Annotated in this window: 14 protein-coding genes; 4 read left to right on the forward strand and 10 right to left on the reverse strand. The window is 67.0% G+C overall.

From position 1 onward, the window contains the following. Window positions 1-54: 54 nt before the first annotated feature. The 5 genes from BOX17_RS11980 to BOX17_RS12000 form a co-directional block, all read right to left on the reverse strand. Window positions 55-1,467: a PhoH family protein gene (locus BOX17_RS11980; RefSeq protein WP_071944842.1), complete on the reverse strand. Its 1,413-nt coding sequence runs from the start codon at window positions 1,465-1,467 to the stop codon at window positions 55-57. A 225-nt stretch (window positions 1,468-1,692) separates the two neighbouring features. Then, window positions 1,693-2,769, reverse strand: a complete 1,077-nt coding sequence (locus BOX17_RS11985) for a patatin-like phospholipase family protein (protein WP_425268694.1) — start codon at window positions 2,767-2,769, stop codon at window positions 1,693-1,695. An 80-nt stretch (window positions 2,770-2,849) separates the two neighbouring features. Continuing rightward, the gene (locus tag BOX17_RS11990; protein ID WP_071944846.1) at window positions 2,850-3,338 is read right to left on the reverse strand and encodes a peroxiredoxin; all 489 of its coding nucleotides are present in this window, start codon (window positions 3,336-3,338) and stop codon (window positions 2,850-2,852) included. 43 nt (window positions 3,339-3,381) lie between these two features. Then, window positions 3,382-4,068: an SDR family oxidoreductase gene (locus BOX17_RS11995; RefSeq protein ID WP_071944848.1), complete on the reverse strand. Its 687-nt coding sequence runs from the start codon at window positions 4,066-4,068 to the stop codon at window positions 3,382-3,384. Window positions 4,069-4,217: 149 nt separating this feature from the next. Further along, window positions 4,218-4,952: a murein L,D-transpeptidase catalytic domain family protein gene (locus BOX17_RS12000; protein WP_071944850.1), complete on the reverse strand. Its 735-nt coding sequence runs from the start codon at window positions 4,950-4,952 to the stop codon at window positions 4,218-4,220. Window positions 4,953-5,164: 212 nt separating this feature from the next. Between BOX17_RS12000 and BOX17_RS12005 the strand changes: the two genes are divergently transcribed. Next, a complete protein-coding gene (locus tag BOX17_RS12005; protein WP_208858065.1) occupies window positions 5,165-6,733 on the forward strand; it encodes a L,D-transpeptidase family protein in 1,569 nt (522 codons plus the stop codon). Between the two features lie 22 nt (window positions 6,734-6,755). On the opposite strand, the gene BOX17_RS12010 is transcribed toward BOX17_RS12005, so the two are convergent. The 3 genes from BOX17_RS12010 to BOX17_RS12020 all read right to left on the reverse strand — a co-directional run bounded on the left by BOX17_RS12010 (window position 6,756) and on the right by BOX17_RS12020 (window position 11,542). Further along, on the reverse strand, window positions 6,756-8,561 hold the full coding sequence (locus tag BOX17_RS12010) for an ABC transporter ATP-binding protein (protein ID WP_071944854.1): 1,806 nt from the start codon (window positions 8,559-8,561) through the stop codon (window positions 6,756-6,758). A 182-nt stretch (window positions 8,562-8,743) separates the two neighbouring features. Further along, window positions 8,744-10,471 carry a peptidoglycan DD-metalloendopeptidase family protein gene (locus tag BOX17_RS12015; RefSeq protein ID WP_071944856.1) on the reverse strand — a complete coding sequence of 576 codons (1,728 nt, stop codon included), beginning with the start codon at window positions 10,469-10,471 and terminating at the stop codon, window positions 8,744-8,746. 222 nt (window positions 10,472-10,693) lie between these two features. Continuing rightward, window positions 10,694-11,542 (reverse strand): pirin family protein, encoded by an 849-nt coding sequence (locus BOX17_RS12020; protein WP_071944858.1) that lies wholly within the window; start codon window positions 11,540-11,542, stop codon window positions 10,694-10,696. A 100-nt stretch (window positions 11,543-11,642) separates the two neighbouring features. Here BOX17_RS12020 and BOX17_RS12025 point away from each other — a divergent pair, with 100 nt between their 5' ends. Together BOX17_RS12025 and BOX17_RS12030 are read left to right on the forward strand one after the other, a co-directional pair. Beyond that, window positions 11,643-12,545, forward strand: a complete 903-nt coding sequence (locus BOX17_RS12025; RefSeq protein WP_071944860.1) for a LysR family transcriptional regulator — start codon at window positions 11,643-11,645, stop codon at window positions 12,543-12,545. A 93-nt stretch (window positions 12,546-12,638) separates the two neighbouring features. Next, window positions 12,639-13,643: a glutathione S-transferase family protein gene (locus tag BOX17_RS12030; protein WP_071944862.1), complete on the forward strand. Its 1,005-nt coding sequence runs from the start codon at window positions 12,639-12,641 to the stop codon at window positions 13,641-13,643. A gap of 179 nt (window positions 13,644-13,822) precedes the next feature. Here the strand turns inward: BOX17_RS12030 and BOX17_RS12035 are convergent, their stop codons facing one another. Together BOX17_RS12035 and BOX17_RS12040 are read right to left on the reverse strand one after the other, a co-directional pair. Then, complete coding sequence (locus tag BOX17_RS12035) at window positions 13,823-13,936, reverse strand: DUF188 domain-containing protein (protein WP_083582151.1); 114 nt, start codon at window positions 13,934-13,936, stop codon at window positions 13,823-13,825. 49 nt (window positions 13,937-13,985) lie between these two features. Continuing rightward, window positions 13,986-14,435 (reverse strand): YaiI/YqxD family protein, encoded by a 450-nt coding sequence (locus tag BOX17_RS12040; protein WP_071944864.1) that lies wholly within the window; start codon window positions 14,433-14,435, stop codon window positions 13,986-13,988. A gap of 435 nt (window positions 14,436-14,870) precedes the next feature. Between BOX17_RS12040 and BOX17_RS12045 the strand changes: the two genes are divergently transcribed. Further along, window positions 14,871-16,562 carry a DEAD/DEAH box helicase gene (locus BOX17_RS12045; protein WP_071944866.1) on the forward strand — a complete coding sequence of 564 codons (1,692 nt, stop codon included), beginning with the start codon at window positions 14,871-14,873 and terminating at the stop codon, window positions 16,560-16,562. The last annotated feature ends 69 nt before the right edge of the window (window positions 16,563-16,631 follow it).

A 16,631-nucleotide genomic window follows, 5' to 3' on the forward strand; every position in this document is an offset into this window, starting at 1 on the left:
GTGACGGGAGGTCACGAAGGGCCGGGGCCGCGAGGCGCCGGCCCTTTCTGCGTCCTAGAGGAGTTCCTCGCCGGCAAGGGCCAGGCGAGAGCGCTCGACGCTCTTGAGGGTGACGTGGCCGGCGTGGGGCCAGTCGCGGAAATGCTGGACCACCGCCGCCATGCCGCAGGTATTGGCGGTCAGGTACGGCGTGTCGATCTGGCCGACGTTGCCGAGGCAGACGATCTTGGTGTTGCGCCCGGCGCGGGTGATCAACGACTTGAGCTGCTTGGGGGTGAAGTTCTGGGCCTCGTCGATGATCAGGAAGGTGTCGTTCAGGGTGCGCCCACGCATGAAGCCGGGGGCGCGGATCTGCACCCGCGAGCCGAGCAGCTGTCGGGTGGCGTCCTGGTTCCAGGTGCTGCTGCCGTCGTGCTCGTCGCGCAGCAGGTTGTCCATGTTGTCGTGGAAGGCGCCCATCCAGGGCGACATCTTCTCCTCCTCGGTGCCGGGCAGGAAGCCGATGTCCTCGCTCATGGAGATCGGGGCCCGGGTGAAGACGATTCGCTCGAATCGCTTGCTGTCCAGGGTCTGCTGGAAGGCGGCGGCCAGCGTCATGAAGGTCTTGCCGGTGCCGGCACTGCCGGCAATGGTGACCAGGTCGATGTCCTCGTCCATCAGCAGGTTGAGGGTGAAGTTCTGCCGGCTGTCATGGGCGTGAACGCCCCAGACGCTGCCCCCGTGGCGGTAGTTGGTCAGCAGTTCCAGATGGGCGTGCTTCGGTCCCACCTCGCGCAGGATAGCCTCGAAGCTGGCGCCGTCGTCGCTGTCGGAGACCAGCATGCCCAGGTGCCATTCGCGGGGAATGTCGCCGGCGAGGCGATAGACGACCTTGTGATCCTGGCGCTCGACCTTGACGTCCACCGCGAGGCTGTCCCAGAGCCCGCTGCCGTCGTGGCCGGCATCGGGATAGATCCTGGCGCCCTCGATCATGGCATCGCTGTCGTCGAAGGCGCGGTCGGTGAGGTAGTCCTCAACCGGTACCTCCAGGGCCGCCGCCTTGACCCGCAGGTTGATGTCCTTGGTGACCAGGATCACCGAGGCGTCCGGTCGCTCGTCGCGCAGTCGGCAGGTTTCGGCCAGGATCCGGTTGTCGGGGCTCTCCTCCAGCGGGTCCAGCGGTTTCAGGTCGTTGTAGCAGAGCAGTCGCAGGCGACCCTCGGGGCCAGCGATGCGGGGAATGGGAATGCCGTCGCGAATCTGGTCGATGTCGACGCTGGCGGTGAGGTCCGAGAGGGTGCGGCTGACCTGGCGGGCGGTCTGGGCGATCTCGCGGATGCCGTTCTTGTGCTTGTCGAGCTCCTCGAGCACGGTCATGGGGATGACCACCTCGTGCTCGTCGAACTGGTAGAGGGCGGCGGGATCGTGGATCAGGACGTTGGTGTCCAGCACGTAGAGCCGGGTGGCCTTCTTGTCGATGCGTACCATCGGCGCAGTTCTCCTTGTGTCATTGTGTCGACACTGCCGGCGCTCGATGTCGGAGGTGACAGGGGCGCAAGCGATGTCGTCCCGCTCGATACGTCGTATCACCTCCTTGCGGCTTGTCCTTGCTGTTCGGATGCCCCTCGGCTGGCCAGTGGCCAGCCTGTTTCGAGCATGGACGCCTCCTGTGAATGCTGCAAAGCAATATCGCGACAGGTCGTCAACGCTGTCTCAGCGAGGAGCCTCGGTCTCCCGGAAGATGCGCTCCACGTCCAGCGTGGAGTGCTTGCCCAGTGCCTCGAAGTGCTGGGCCAGCCAGGCCTCGGTGGTCTCGCGTCCCAGGTCATGCAGGTGGCACAGGAACGCCCACTCGGCATTGAGCTTGCTGGAGACGGAGAGGTGGGACAGGGGCTCGTCGCCGCTGAGGTGGTGGAGCCTGGCATCCCGGTAGCAGCCGATGTCGATATCGTGCTCGCCGAGCAGCTTCTGCAGCATCACGATCATGCGCACCTCCTTGATCAGGGCGGTGTTGAAGGTGATCTCGTTGAGACGGTTGAGGATGTCGGCGGCACTGGTGGGCAGTTCCTGACGGTGCATGGGGGTGATCTGCACCAGCAGGATGTCGTCAGCACTGCACTCGTGAAGCAGCGGCGAGAGCGAGGGGTTGCCCATGTAGCCGCCGTCCCAGTAAGCCTCGCCGTCGATCTCCACGGCCTGGAAGACGGTGGGCAGGCAGGCCGAGGCCATCACCGCATCTAGACTCATCTCTTCCCGGGAGAAGATCCGCTGCTTGCCGCTTCGCACGTTGGTGGCGGTCACGAAGAGCTTGAGGTTCTCGCAGGCGCGTACCCTTGCGAAGTCGACCTGTTCGGCGACGATGTCGCGCAGCGGATTGAAGTTGAAGGGATTGAACTGGTAGGGCGAGACCACCCGGCTCATCAGGTCCAGGGCGATGTAGCCGGGGGAGTGCTCGAGGCTCCAGTTGCCGGTCATCACGTCCAGCGGGGTGCGACGCACGGGGCTTGCCATGCCCGCCCGGCTCACCGCCCGCCAGAACTCCCGCAGCGCCTGGCGCGCGGTCGACTCGTCACCGCGGGTCAGGGCATCGGCCATCACCACCCCGTTCATGGCGCCCGCGCTGGTGCCGCTGATCCCCTCGATCTCGATGCGTTCATCCTCGAGCAGGCGATCCATTACGCCCCAGGTGAAGGCCCCATGGGCGCCACCGCCCTGCAGGGCCAGGTCGATCGGTATTCTCTCGCTCACGTCCGCTCCATTGGCCGGTGGGCCGGCCTGCCGCTGCTGCATTGCACAAACTTCAGAATACCGGCGAGGGCTGGGAGCGGCCAGTCACTCAGGCCTGGATCACCCCTTTCATCGAGGAAACCTCAGCTGGGCAGGTTGTCGAGAATGGTCTCGGCGCTGCTCTTGTCCACCACGCCCTTTTCGGTATCGATCCCGAGGTACTCCACCACGCCATTCGTGGCGATCAGCGCATAGCGGTGGCTGCGGATGCCCATCCCGCCGGCGCTGGCGTCCTTGTCCATGCCGATGGCGCGGGTGAAATCGGCGTTGCCGTCGGCGAGCATGGTGATCGCGCCGGCATTCTGGTCCTTCTGCCAGGCGCCCAGCACGAAGGCATCGTTGACCGAGAGGCAGGCGATTTCATCCACGCCCCTGGCCAGGATGACATCGGCCCTCACCACGAAGCCGGGCACGTGGGTCTCCGAGCAGTTGGGCGTGAAGGCGCCCGGCACCGCAAACAGGACCACTCGCCGGTCAGCGAAGAACTCGCCGGTGGAGAGGTCCCGAGGGCCATCCGGCCCGTTGGTCTTGAGGGTGATGTCAGGAAGGGTGTCACCGATCTGGATCGTCATGGGGGGAGTCCCGAGGTTGTCATGGGCGGTAGGGGAGGGTGGATCATTCCACTGGAGGCGTCGGACGGATGAGGATCTCGTTGACATCCACGTGGGCCGGTTGCCCCAGCGCATAGGTCACCGCGTTGGCGATGTCGCGGTCCTCCAGGGCGTACTCCGGGGGCTCATCGAAGAAGGGGGTATTGACCATGCCGGGTTCGATCAGCGTCACCCGGATGCCGCTGCCGCGCAGTTCCTCGCGCAGGTTGTACCCGATTCCGGTCACCGCCCACTTGGTGGCGCCGTACATGGAGCCGGGAATGGTGGCCCGACCCGCGGCCGACCCCGTGAGCACCACCTGGCCGCGACTATGACGCAGCGCCGGCAGCGTCGCCTGCAGGGTCAGGCCTACCCCGTAGATGTTTGTCAGGATCATGTCGCGCCAGGCCTCGTGGTCGGCGCCGCTGAAGCCACCCGGCGAGCCGCCGCGTCCCGCATTGGCGAACACCGCGTCGATGCGCCCGAAGCGTTCCAGTGCCTGTTCGACCATGGCCTGCTGGTCGTCCATGGAGGTGACGTCACAGCCGATGGCTAGGACGCGCTCCGGCCCCAGTTCCTCGGCCAGGCCGGCGAGCTTCTCCCGGGAACGGGCGGCGAGGACGAGCTTGTAGTTTTCCCGCGCGGCGGCACGGGCCGTGGCCGCCCCGATGCCGCTCGATGCGCCGGTGATCAGTAATACGCGATGTTGCATCGTCCTCTCCTGTGCCAGTGAGTCGCCAGACTCCAGCATGGCCCAGTCCCGATCTCGGCGGCAATCTCTGTGCTCAACGCAGGAAAGCCATGGCAGCCTGGCCGGGAGGGTGGGAAAGGCTGGCCACCAGCCCGCTCGCAGGGCGACGGTCAGTTCATGGCCAACTGGGACTCGTCACGGTTGCAGTGGAAGAAGTCCGAGCTTGCCAGCCACTCCGGGTCGGGATAGTAGGTGAAGAGGTACTGATCCTCCTTGATGCTGTCGATCAGCGGAGCCGCCACCGACTGGCGAACCGCGGGGCAACCATGGCTGCGGCCGAGGCGACCTGTCCGCTCGATGAAGTCCTCGCTGACGTAGTCGGCACCATGGATGACGATGGCCCGTTCGTAGGCCAGGTCATTGACGCCGGGCTCCAGCCCCTCGAGGCGCAGGGAATAGCCGTTGCTGCCCTGATAGCTGTTCATCGTGCGAAAAAGGCCAATGCTGGACTGGTGGCTCTCCGGGATATTGGAGAAGGTCTTGGCCATGGCATTGCCCGAACCCTGTCCGTGGGAGACGAGTTCCTCGAACAGCAGCTTCTGGCGCCGCAGGTCGAAGACCCACAGGCGGGGCTCGGTGGAGGGCAGCGAGAAGTCGATCACCGCCAGCCGCTCGGCGTCGGGGTCGGCGCAGGAGAGGGCACGGGCCGCCAGGCGCATCACACGGGGATCGGCATCGGGGGCCAGGCGGGTCAGGGTCTGGTCCAGGAGTCGCTGGTGCAGCGTATCGGGCGTGTAGGCCTGGGCCAGGAAGTCGTCGCTGGCCATGGCGGGCAGGGCGCTCAGCAGCAGGCTGCTGCAGAGGGCCACGCCGGGCAGCCATCGGCTTGGGGCATTGGTCGGCATTAAGGCACCTGTCGGGTGGCATGCTGTACCCTCGACGACCAGTCCCGGACGAAGGGGCACTCACGCGAACGAAGGGGCGGCTTCCCTGCGGCGCCTTATCAGGCACTATTATGACCAGCAGCGCCGTAATGGCCAGGCCCAATCATCAACGCAGTAAGGAAGGACCCATGCCCTCAGCAATAGGATTGAAGCCTCTGATTCTCGCGGGGGTGATGGCGTTATCGTTGGCCACCGCGGCCCTGGCCGAGGACGCGCCGCCCCCTCAGGCTGATTCCCTCCTCGAGCGCCTGGACGAGCAGGAGGGCGCCCTGCGCGACTTCTACGCGGTGCGCGAGGGGCGACCCGCCTGGCAGGACGTCGCGACCGTGGCCGACTTCGCCGCCGCCCTGCGCACCCTGGACACGGACGGCCTGAACCCGCTGGACTACCGACCGGATGCGCTGGTGACCGCCCACCGTCAGGTGTACGCCGAGGGGAGCACCCCGGCCGATCGCGCACGCTTCGACCTGCAGGCCAGCCGGGTTTTGCTGACGGCCCTCCGTCATCTTCAGCGAGGCAAGGTGGACCCCTATCGCATCGATCCTGACTGGGAGGTGCCCATCGAGGCGCCCCCGCTGGATCTTCCGGCGATATCCCGGGCTGTGGATGCCCATCGCTTCGAGCAGGCCTTCGCGGCGGCGCGTCCCTCCGCGCCTCCCTACGAGCGTCTCCGGGCGGGACTCGCACGCTATCGTCATATCGAGCGGCAGGGAGGCTGGCCGATGCTGCCGCTGCGGCCCGAGCCCCTCCGTCCCGGTGACCTCCATGAGGACGTGCCGCTGCTGCGCGAGCGCCTGGCGATCATGGGCGAGCTGGAGGTGATGGTGGCGGACCTCTTTGCCGGGGTCGAGTCCCGCGACACGGACCCGCGCCGCTACGACGAGCGCCTGGTGGAGGCCGTGAAGGAATTCCAGCAACGCCACCTGCTGGAGGTGGACGGCATCATCGGGCCCCAGACGCGAGAGGCCCTGAACGTGCCCGTGAGCCGGCGCATCGACCAGATCCGCGTCAACCTGGAGCGTGCCCGCTGGCTGCTCCACGGCCTGCCGGACTCCTTCGTCCTGGTGGACATTGCCGGCTACCGGATCAGCTACTTCCGTCCTGACGGGGACGTCTGGCGCTCGCGCATCGTGGTGGGTCGGCCCTATCGCCGCACCCCCTCTCTGCGCTCGAGGATCACCTACCTGACGCTCAACCCGACCTGGACGGTGCCGCCCACCATCCTGCGCGAGGACGTGCTGCCCGGGGTGCGTCGCGACCTCGGCTACCTCTGGGAGCATGACCTCATGGTGCTCAGTCCCTCTGGCCAGCGTCTTGACCCGAGAGAGGTGAACTGGTGGCACCCCGGCAACGTCATTCTTCGCCAGCGGTCCGGTCCCCAAAACGCCCTGGGGCGGGTGGTGCTGCGCTTTCCCAACGATCACCTGGTCTACCTGCACGACACCCCGGCCCAGGGCCTCTTCGCCCGGGAGCAGCGGGCGTTCAGCTCGGGCTGCATCCGCGTGCAGGGGGTGCTCCAGTTGGCCCAGTACCTCTTCGATGACACCGGCACCCCGGCCCACGTGGCCACCCTGGTCTCGGAGGGGGTGACCCGCAACATTTCGCTCGAGCGGCCCGTGCCGGTCATCCTGCACTACTGGACGGTGGACCCGAGCGAGGATGGCCGACTGGTCTTTCGTCCCGACATCTATGAGCGGGATGCGGCGCTGCGCGAGGCCCTGGACAGGCCCCTGCCACGCTAGGCGTGATCGCTCGGCAGCTTGATCAGGCGTAGCCTTTGGCCTGCAGGCGGAACAGCCGGGCATAGCGGCCATTGGCGGCCATCAGGTCGTCATGGTCGCCCTGCTCGAGGATCTCGCCGTTGTCGATCACCAGGATCCAGTCGGCGGCCCGCACCGTCGAGAAACGGTGCGAGATCAGGATGGTCATCCGGTCGCGGCTGTGTTCGCGGAAGTCGGCATAGACGGCCGCCTCGGCGGCGGCATCCATGGCCGCCGTGGGCTCGTCGAGTACCAGGATGTCGGCGCCCTCGCGCATGTAGGCCCGGGAGAGGGCGATCTTCTGCCACTGCCCGCCGGAGAGCTCCTGGCCGCCCTTGAACCAGCGCCCCAGCTGGGTGTGATAGCCTCCCGGCATCTCGGCGATGAAGGCGTCGGCCAGGCCGCGGCGTGCCGCCTCCTGCCAGCGGCTCTCGTCGGTGAAGGCCTCGACGTCCCCGGCGCCGAGGTTCTCGCCCACCTTCATCTGGTAGCGCACGAAGTCCTGGAAGATCACCCCGATGCGTCGGCGCAGGGTCTGGACCTTCCAGTCGCGAAGGTCGCTGCCGTCGAGCAGGATCCGCCCCTCGGTCGGCTCGTAAAGGCGAGTCAGCAGCTTGATCAGGGTGGTCTTGCCGGAGCCGTTGGCCCCCACCAGGGCAAGGCTCTCCCCGGGCCTCAGATGCACGGAGATCCCCTCGAGGGCCGGCGTCGTGGCCCCCGGGTAGGTGAAACTCACCGCCTCGAAGCGGATGCCGTCTCCCGGCATCGCGCCCTCGGTCAGGGTGCCGCCCTCGGTGGGCACCGGCTGCTCGAGGTACTCGTAGAGGTTCGAGAGGTAGAGGTTGTCCTCGTACATGCCGCCGATCGCCGTGAGGCTCGCCGAGAGTGCCGCCTGGCCCTGCTTGAAGACCATCAGGTACATGGTCATCTCGCCCAGGGTCAGCGTCCCGGTGACGGTCTCCGCGACCACCCAGGCGTAGGCCCCGTAGAAGGCGACGGTGCCGAGCAGGCCGAGCAGGAAGCCCCAGGTCTCGCGGCGGATGGTCAGGCGCCGGTCCTCGCCGTAGAGGGTGTCGAAGATCGTGCGGTAGCGGTCCAGCAGCAGCGGTTCCAGGCCGAACAGCTTGACCTCCTTGATGCTGTCCTCCCGGGCCAGCACCGTCTCCAGGTACATCTGCATGCGGGTCTGCGGCGACCGCCAGCGGAACAGTCGGAAGGCATCCCCCGAGAACTTGGCTTCCGAGACGAACACCGGCAGGGCTCCGATCACCAGCACCAGCAGGGCCCAGGGCGAGAACTGCACCAGCAGCACGCCGAAGCTGGCCAGCGAGATGGCGTTCTGGGCCAGGCCGAAGGTCTTGTTGACCAGGCCCAGTGGGCGAGTGGAGGCCTCGCGGCGGGCTCGGGTCAGCTTGTCGTAGAACTCGGAGTCCTCGAACTGCTCAAGCGACAGGGTGCCGGCCTTCTCGAGGATCATCACGTTGACCTTCTGGCCGAGCAGGGCGCGCAGCAGCGACTGCTGGGCCGAGAGACCGCGCTGGGCCAGGGCCATGGCGGCGACCACCCCTGCCTCCGCCAGCACATAGCGCAGCACCCCCCACCACTCGACCCTGCCGGTGTCGCGATGGAGCGCCATCGCCGCGACCACGGCATCGACGATCAGCTGGCCGATCCAGGCCGCGACCGCCGGCAGGACCCCGGCCACCAGGGTGCACACCGCCAGCCCCAGGGTCAGCGGCCGGGAGGTCTGCCAGACAAGCGCCAGGGCGCGATGGCTATAGCGGAAGACGCCGAGGAAGCTGGCGATCATGCCGCCCGGACGCGGCGGAGACGTGTCATGAGCGTGAGGTGAGGACACACCGGGTTCTCCGTTCCTTGGGCAGACCAGTGTACCCGTCGGGTCCGCCCCGCAGTAGCCGCGCCACGCCGAGCAGGCCCAGAACGACTGCGCCCCGCTCGTGGCGGGGCGCAGTCAGGGGAGTGGTAGCGGGATCAGCCTTCGTCGTTGCCCGGTGCCTGCTGGTCCGAACTGGCCACCACGGTGCCGGTCTGGCCGCTCTCCAGGATGGCGAGCTTCGGCTCTGCCTGGCGCTGGAAGGCCACCAGACGCTCACCCTTGAGGCTCTGGTTCTCCGGGAGGGAGACCTTCATGGCATTCACCTGGCTGTTGTTGACCAGGACCTCGTAATGCAGGTGAGGCCCGGTGCTGCGCCCGGTGTTGCCGGAGAGGGCGATGCGATCGCCCATGCTGACGCGCTGCCCGTTGCTGACCAGCGGCTTGGAGAGGTGCAGGTAGCGGGTCTTGTAGCCGTTGTCGTGGCGAATCACGATGTAGCGCCCTGCCGCGGGATGGTTGCCGACCTTCTCGACGCGGCCGTTGGCGGGCGCCTGGACGGGAGTGCCGATCGGCATGGCGAAGTCGGTGCCCTTGTGGGGGCTGATGCGGCCGGTGACCGGGTGGTGCCGGTTAGGGTTGAAGTTCGAGCTCAACCGGTAGCGACCCTCGAAGGGATAGCGGTTGAAGGCCGGGTCGAGGCTCTTGCCGTCCGTGGTGTAGAAGCGGTTGTCGTCCGGGTTGCGCACGATGGTGAGGTTCATGCGCTCGCCCTCGTACTGGACCGCCAGGACGCGCGGGTCGAGGCTCTTGCCGTCGATGACGTCGGATTCCACCAGCACCTGAAAGCGATCGCCGCGACGGGTGTCGCGGCGAAAGTCGAGTTTCTTCTCCAGGGTCCGGGAGAGTTGCGAGACCTCGGCGCTGGTCAGGCCGGTGGCCTTGGCCGAGCGAGCGAAGCTGCCGCTGATGGTGCCGGCGAAGAGGCGCTGGGTCGCCTCGCCGGCGCGTTCGATGGTGGCAACCTCGAAGTCATCTCCCTGGCGCTCGACCAGGTAGCCATCGCGGGCGTTCTTCATCATCCGCAGGGCGAGCAGGTCACCCTGTTCGTCCAGCTGGTACTCGAAGCGATCCCCGACGCGCCACTGCGTCAGGATGCGTGGCTCGGGCAGGGTGTCGACCAGGGCCATGACCTCGCTGTAGCCCATCGCGAGGTGCTTCTGGGCCATGACGGCGAAGGTGTCGCCGCTCCGGACGGTGTAGATCTCCCACTGAGGGACGTACGGCTCGTTGGTGACGATCTGTTCCTCGAGGACGATGGGGCCCTCATCGAACTTCGCCAGTTCGTCCTCGGAGACGTCCTCGTAGGAGGTGGCATCCGCCACCACGCTGCCGTCGACCTCGAGCATGCCGCTGGCGATGGTCCCGATGACCACGGCCATGTGTCGGGCCCCCTCGTCGAGGGTGGCAACATCGACTGCCGACTCGTCCCCGTTCCGGGAGGCGTCATCCACGGCGGGAAGGGCCAGCGTCTCGGGGAGGCCCGGCTCCGTCTTGGCGGCCCTGACCGAGGCGATGAGGTCGATATCGACGATTTCCGACGCTGTCAGCGCGGAGATGGGAACGTGGTCCCGGGTCGCGTCCAGGGCCCGGTTGGCCATCTCGAAGGCATCGGCCATGGCGGTCCGCTTCGTGTCGAGCGAGGGCAGGCCGGGGCTGGCATCGGGATCGAGGGGGACGTGGACGGTGTCGAGCGTCTGGCTGTCACGCTGGACGTCCTCGACGGTGGTGACGATCTTGTGGGCTCCCAGCACGGTGACCATCGTGGCGACAGGTAACAGTAGCAACTTGTGAGTGCGGGGCAGCGAACGAAGGATTCGCATCATGGGAAATGGGCCGTGACAGTTGAAAAGGAAATAAAAAAATGGCCTTAGAACAATACTCCATGAAGCATGAGATGCCTAGACTGTACGGATATACAGAAAAGTCCCAGCCGATGGTCTTTCCCGGGGACATCGGAGGAACGGGAGTAGCGCGAACGCTGTTTGGTAATGTCATTGGACCTGCCGGGGCGGGGGATTTCAACCCCCTGCCCCGGGGGATTTTTCTCAGTCTGTCAGGGTGCCGTCGCGGTAGTCCCTGAGCGCCTGTTCCAGTTCGGTCTGCTGGTTCATCACGAAGGGGCCGTAGTGGGCAATCGGCTCCCCGTGCGGCTCCCCGGCCAGCAGCAGGGCCTGGGCGCCGCCGTCGCTGGACAGCTGGAGCGCTTCCCCGACGCCCAGGCGGGCGAGTTGCCCCTTCCCGACGCGGCGGCCCGCCACGTCCAGACTTCCGTCGAAGACGTAGACCAGCAGGGTGGTGGCGTGATTCGCCAGGGCGAGCTCGCCGCCGGCGTCCAGACGGGCGTGGGCGATCGCCCCTTGGCCGGCCAGGCTCGCCAGGGGCCCGTCGACACTGTCACCGGCCAGGGTCTCCCAGTGTCCGCCCAGGGCAGTCAGGAAGGCATCGCGGCCGCGCAGCTCGGGCATTTCCTCGGCGCGCACATCCCGATAGGTCGCCTGGCTGAGCTTGTCCCTGGCCGCCAGGTTCAGCCACAGCTGGAAGGCGTGGAGGCCCCGATGATCGGTCAGCGGCATCTCGGAGTGGATGATGCCTCGCCCGGTGTGCATCCACTGTGCATCGCCCGCGTGGATGGTGCTCGAGTGGCCGAGGTGGTCCTCGTGGGTCAGCCCGCCATGGATCACGTAGGTCAGCGTCTGGATCCCGCGGTGGGGGTGGGGAGGGAAGCCGCCGATGTAGTCGTCGGGTTGATCCGAGGCCAGCTCGTCGAGCATCAGGAAGGGGTCCAGGCCGCCCCCGAAGTCATGCAGGCGCTGGATCTTGACGCCATCACCATCCTGGCTCGGTTGGGTGTTCACCAGGCGCGCGACCTGTCGAATCGTCGGGGTGGGGGCCATGAGGGTATCTCCACTTCTGAAGTAACTTTATTTGTATTCTAAGCCGATTTTTTCGAAGATTAAGCGCAATAAATCGCTACTTGTATTCGAGGAATTCGAAATGTCGCGTGTCACCCTGGCCCAATGGCAGATGCTGGCCGCCGTGGTCGACCATGGCGGCTTTGCCCGCGCCGCCGAGGCCATCCACAAGAGTCCCTCGACCCTCAACCATGCCGTGCACAAGCTAGAGGAGCAGCTCGGCGTGGACGTGCTGGAACCGGTGGGGCGCCAGGTGCGGTTGACCGAGGCCGGCGAGATGCTGCTGCGTCGCGCTCGCCAACTGATCGAGAACGCCGATGCCCTGGAGGACGTCGCGAATCGCCTGGCCGAGGGCCTCGAGGCGGAGATCGTGCTGGCCATCGACCAGATCTTTCCCCCGGATGCCCTGGCCCGGGCGCTGGAAGCTTTCTCGGCGTCGTATCCCCACGTGCGGGTGCAGCTCCACGAGACGGTGCTCAACGGCGGCGTCGAGATGCTCCAGGATGGCCACGCCGACCTGCTGGTCTCGGGCCTGGCCGCCCAGGGCTTTCTGGGCGAGCCGTTGGTGACGGTCGCCTTCATCGCCGTCGCCCACCCCGATCACGCGCTGCATCGCCTGGCGCGGGTGCTGGACCTGCGGGACCTGGAACAGCACCGCCAGCTGGTGGTGCGCGATTCCGCCCTGCGACAGTCCCTGGATGCCGGCTGGCTGAAGGCCGAACAGCGCTGGACGGTGAGCCATCTCGACACCTCCATCGACATGCTCGAGCGCAACCTCGGCTTCGCCTGGGTGCCCGAGACGCGCATCGCCGAGGCCCTGCGGGCGGGGCGCCTGAAGCCGCTGTCCCTGGCGGCGGGGGGGCGGCGCGAGGTGCCGATCCAGCTGATCCATCGGGACCAGGACCGTGCCGGGCCGGCCACCCGGGCGATGGCCCGGCATCTTCATGAGGCCGCCCGGGCCTGCCTGCCCGACGAGAAAGTCTGAAAAAATCGAATGATTGGCCGCAAAAAGTGCGCTTGAGATTCGATTTTATTGTCTTAAGCTGGGGCCAACCAATTCAACACCGAGGAGGCCGAGATGGGGCTCTTGATTGACGGACAGTGGCACGACCAGTGGTACGACACCAAGAAGAGCGGCGGGGAGTTCGTGCGCGAGTCCGCGAAGCTGCGCGACTGGATCACCCCCGATGGCTCCCCGGGGCCGGATGGCCAGCCGGGGCTGCCCGCCGAGGCGGGACGCTACCACCTCTATGTCTCCCTGGCCTGCCCCTGGGCGCACCGGGTGCTGATCATGCGCCGTCTCAAGGGCCTCGATGATCTGATCGGCGTCTCCCACACCAGCCCGCTGATGCTCGACCAAGGCTGGACCTATCATCGCGACGAGGGCTCCAGCGGCGATGCCGTCAACGGGGCCGAGTATCATCGCGAGCTCTATACCCTCACCGACCCGCATTACACCGGCCGGGTGACGGTGCCGGCCCTGTGGGACAAGCAGCAGGGACGCATCGTCAACAACGAGTCGGCCGACCTGATGCGCATCCTCGACGGGGCCTTCGATGACCTGACTGGCAACCGGCTGGACCTCTACCCGCCGGACCTGCGCGAGACCATCGATGCCGTCAACGCCGAGGTGTACGACCACGTCAACAACGGCGTCTACAAGACGGGCTTCGCCACCGACCAGGCCGTCTACGAGAAGCACGTCGAGGCGCTGTTCGCGTCCCTGGATCGCCTGGAGTCGCGGCTCGCCGAGTGGCGCTACCTGGCTGGCGAATGGCTCACCGAGGCCGACTTCCGCCTGTTCACCACCCTGGTGCGCTTCGATGCCGTCTATCACGGCCACTTCAAGTGCAACCTGCAGCGCATCGAGGACTACCCGAACCTCTCGAACTACCTGCGCGAGCTTTACCAGTGGCCGGGCATCAAGGAGACGGTGGACTTCGACCAAATCAAGCGCCACTACTACTACAGCCACGAGCACATCAACCCGACCCGCATCGTGCCGGCCGGCCCGCGCCTGAGCCTGGAGCGGCCCCACGATCGCGAGCGCCTGCCGGGCCAAGGGATCCGCGAGAAGGCATAAGCGACCCGTTCGGACCAGGTCCGCTCGTGAGGCGGGCCTGAGCGTTACGAGGGAGTGGCGCTGGGGACAGGACGAAACGGAGGTCTTTTTCCAGGGATGGAAAAAGTAGCGCCCAGGGAGGGGTTTACAGCGCCTCCGCGCGGCCTGTCGCCAGAACGCCGTTCCTCTGCCTTTTACCCCTACCTTTGCCGCGCCAGCCAGCGATCAAGGGCGTTGGCGAATTCCCGGCGGTCGGTGTCGGAGTAGCCAGAAGGGCCACCGGTGTGTTCGCCGCTGGCGCGCAGGGTCTCCATGCAGGTTCGGTATCAGTCGAATCTGCATCCTGGCGCGGATGCGGCATCGTCAGGCGTTCTTCGCCAGCCAGCGATCAAGGGCGTTGGCGAATTCCCGGCGGTCGGTGTCGGAGTAGCCAGAAGGGCCACCGGTGTGCTCGCCGCTGGCGCGCAGGGTCTCCATGAAGTCCCTCATCTGTACCCTGGCGCGGATGTTGTTGGCGTCCAGCGCCTCGCCGCGGGTGGTCATCACCCGTGCGCCGTGCTCGATGGCCTCCAGGGCCAATGGCAGGTCCGAGGTGATCAGCAGGTCGCCTTGGGTGAGGCGCTCCACGATCTCGTTGTCGGCGGCATCGAAGCCCTGGCTCACCGAGAGGCCCTTGACCCACTTCGAGGGCGGCAGGGGCACGGCATGGTTGGCCACGAACCAGGTCGGCGTGGCGGTGCGTTCGGCGGCACGGACGATGATCTCGCGCGCCGCCCGAGGGCAGGCGTCGGCATCGACCCAGAGGCTCGGCATGGAGGGCTCCTGAAGGGGAAGGGGAATAAGGCTGGCCAGATCCTCTAGACGATGGTAGCATGCGCGCTCCTCGCATGTGTTGACCCCACCATCATGACGACGCGACCTCCCCCCGACGGGCGAGGCAAGCGCCGAAACGCGAGGCCCAGCGACAAGTGCTGTGCCTTGAGCGTTCGATTTGTGTAGATGGAGCGCCGCCAAGATCTCCGCCACCCGGGCGAGATCGGCGCCAACGGTCGCCACAGTGGCTCATGCGACCATCGACTTCGATGGCATGGGCCGAATGCCAGGTGCGACCGGCGTCCCCGACTCCGATGTTCCGCTCTGTCCCGCAGCCTCAGGGCTGACTGGTTGGCAGGGTGCCTGATGCTTCACCGCGTCAGGGGCGCCACTGATGTTACTTGCCGGCGATGCCGGCCTACCAAGGTGTGATTCATGACCTCGACTTCTGTCGTCTCGCCGACCTTCGGCGATCTGGCCCTGCTGCCTGCCGTTCTTTCTGCCGTGGAATCCCAGGGCTACGAGACCCCGTCACCGATCCAGGCGCAGACCATTCCGGCGCTGCTGGAAGGCCGCGACATGCTGGGCCAGGCCCAGACCGGTACCGGCAAGACCGCTGCCTTCGCCCTGCCGCTGCTGTCCCGCCTCGACCTGGCTCGCCGTGAGCCTCAGGTGCTGGTGATGGCGCCGACCCGTGAGCTGGCCCAGCAGGTGGCCGTGTCCTTCAGCAAGTACGGACAGAACCTCAAGGGCCTGGAAGTCGCCACCCTGTGTGGTGGTCAGGAATACCGTGAGCAGCTCTCCGCCCTGCGTCGTGGCGCCCATGTGGTGGTCGGCACCCCCGGCCGTATCATCGATCACCTGGATCGCGGCAGCCTCAAGCTCGACGGTCTGAGCGCCCTGGTGCTCGACGAGGCCGACGAGATGCTGCGCATGGGCTTCATCGATGACGTCAAGCGCGTGGTTGCGGATACCCCCAAGAATGCCCAGCGGGTCTTCTTCTCCGCTACCCTGCCGGCCGAGATCGAGCGCATCGTCAATCGCTACCTGGTGGATCCGGTCAAGGTGGCCATCGAGTCCAAGACCGGCACCGCGGCCAGCATCGAGCAGCGCATGGTGCGGGTCGACGGCGGTGCCAAGCAGGAGGCGCTGGCGCGCATCCTCGAGGTCGAGCCCGTCGATGGCGCCATCGTCTTCGTGCGTACCCGCGCCGCCTGCACCACCCTGATGGAGCAGCTCTCCGCTCGCGGCATGAGCGTCGCCAGCCTGTCGGGTGACCTGGACCAGAGCCTGCGCGAGCGCACCATCCAGCGCCTCAAGCGCGGCAAGGTCGACGTGCTGATCGCCACCGACGTGGCCGCCCGCGGCCTCGACGTGCCGCGCATCACCCACATCATCAACTACGACCTGCCGCAGGACGGCGAGGCCTATACCCACCGCATCGGCCGTACCGGCCGTGCCGGGCGCACCGGTATCGCGATCACCTTCGTCGGCTTCCGCGAGGGCCGCAAGGTGGGCTGGCTCGAGCAGGCCACCGGTCAGAAGATGACCGAGATGGCCGTGCCCGACGAGGCGGCCATTCGTGGCCATCGCGACGAGATGTTCCACCAGCGCGTGGTCGCCGCCCTGACCGCCGGTGCCGACGAGCAGCGTGCCCTGGTCGAGCGGATGGTCGAGGAGGGGCATGACCCCGTCGAGCTGGCCTGTGCCTTCGCGCGCATGGCCCGGGCCGACGAGCCGCCCATCGGTCGCCTGCAGGCGCCCCGTGCCGAGCGCAACACGGCTGACAGCAAGCCGAAGCGTCGTGACAGCGCCCCGCGCGAGGGCATGACCCGCTACCGCGTCGCCGTGGGTCACCAGGATGGCGTCAAGCCGGGCCAGCTGGTCGGGGCCCTGGCCAACGAGGGCGGCATCGAGGGCAACCGGATCGGTCGCATCGACATCCGTACCGCCTTCTCGGTGGTCGAGCTGCCGAGCTCGCTGCCGGAGAGCATCCTGGCCAAGATGGCCCGGGCTCGCGTCGCCGGCCGCCCCCTGGAGATCAGCGAGGATCGCGGTGCTCCCGAGCGCGCGCCCCGTCGCCGCCAGGACAGTGACGCGCCGATTCGCCGTCGCACCAGCGCCTGAGTCAGCGCTTGCCGCCCCTCGGGCGGCACCCCCGCCTCATCGACAGGCCGGAGCCTTGCTCCGGCCTGT

The organism is Halomonas aestuarii (genome assembly GCF_001886615.1).
GTDB lineage: Bacteria > Pseudomonadota > Gammaproteobacteria > Pseudomonadales > Halomonadaceae > Halomonas > Halomonas aestuarii.

Excerpts from the sequence above, each read along its gene's own strand:
- BOX17_RS11980 (WP_071944842.1), bottom strand. The coding sequence starts at position 1,467 with ATGGTACGCATCGACAAGAAGGCCACCCGGCTCTACGTGCTGGACACC.
- BOX17_RS11985 (WP_425268694.1), bottom strand. The coding sequence starts at position 2,769 with ATGCAGCAGCGGCAGGCCGGCCCACCGGCCAATGGAGCGGACGTGAGC.
- BOX17_RS11990 (WP_071944846.1), bottom strand. The coding sequence starts at position 3,338 with ATGACGATCCAGATCGGTGACACCCTTCCTGACATCACCCTCAAGACC.
- BOX17_RS11995 (WP_071944848.1), bottom strand. The coding sequence starts at position 4,068 with ATGCAACATCGCGTATTACTGATCACCGGCGCATCGAGCGGCATCGGG.
- BOX17_RS12000 (WP_071944850.1), bottom strand. The coding sequence starts at position 4,952 with ATGCCGACCAATGCCCCAAGCCGATGGCTGCCCGGCGTGGCCCTCTGC.
- BOX17_RS12005 (WP_208858065.1), top strand. The coding sequence starts at position 5,165 with ATGGCGTTATCGTTGGCCACCGCGGCCCTGGCCGAGGACGCGCCGCCC.
- BOX17_RS12010 (WP_071944854.1), bottom strand. The coding sequence starts at position 8,561 with ATGATCGCCAGCTTCCTCGGCGTCTTCCGCTATAGCCATCGCGCCCTG.
- BOX17_RS12015 (WP_071944856.1), bottom strand. The coding sequence starts at position 10,471 with ATGATGCGAATCCTTCGTTCGCTGCCCCGCACTCACAAGTTGCTACTG.
- BOX17_RS12020 (WP_071944858.1), bottom strand. The coding sequence starts at position 11,542 with ATGGCCCCCACCCCGACGATTCGACAGGTCGCGCGCCTGGTGAACACC.
- BOX17_RS12025 (WP_071944860.1), top strand. The coding sequence starts at position 11,643 with ATGTCGCGTGTCACCCTGGCCCAATGGCAGATGCTGGCCGCCGTGGTC.
- BOX17_RS12030 (WP_071944862.1), top strand. The coding sequence starts at position 12,639 with ATGGGGCTCTTGATTGACGGACAGTGGCACGACCAGTGGTACGACACC.
- BOX17_RS12035 (WP_083582151.1), bottom strand. The coding sequence starts at position 13,936 with ATGGAGACCCTGCGCGCCAGCGGCGAACACACCGGTGGCCCTTCTGGC.
- BOX17_RS12040 (WP_071944864.1), bottom strand. The coding sequence starts at position 14,435 with ATGCCGAGCCTCTGGGTCGATGCCGACGCCTGCCCTCGGGCGGCGCGC.
- BOX17_RS12045 (WP_071944866.1), top strand. The coding sequence starts at position 14,871 with ATGACCTCGACTTCTGTCGTCTCGCCGACCTTCGGCGATCTGGCCCTG.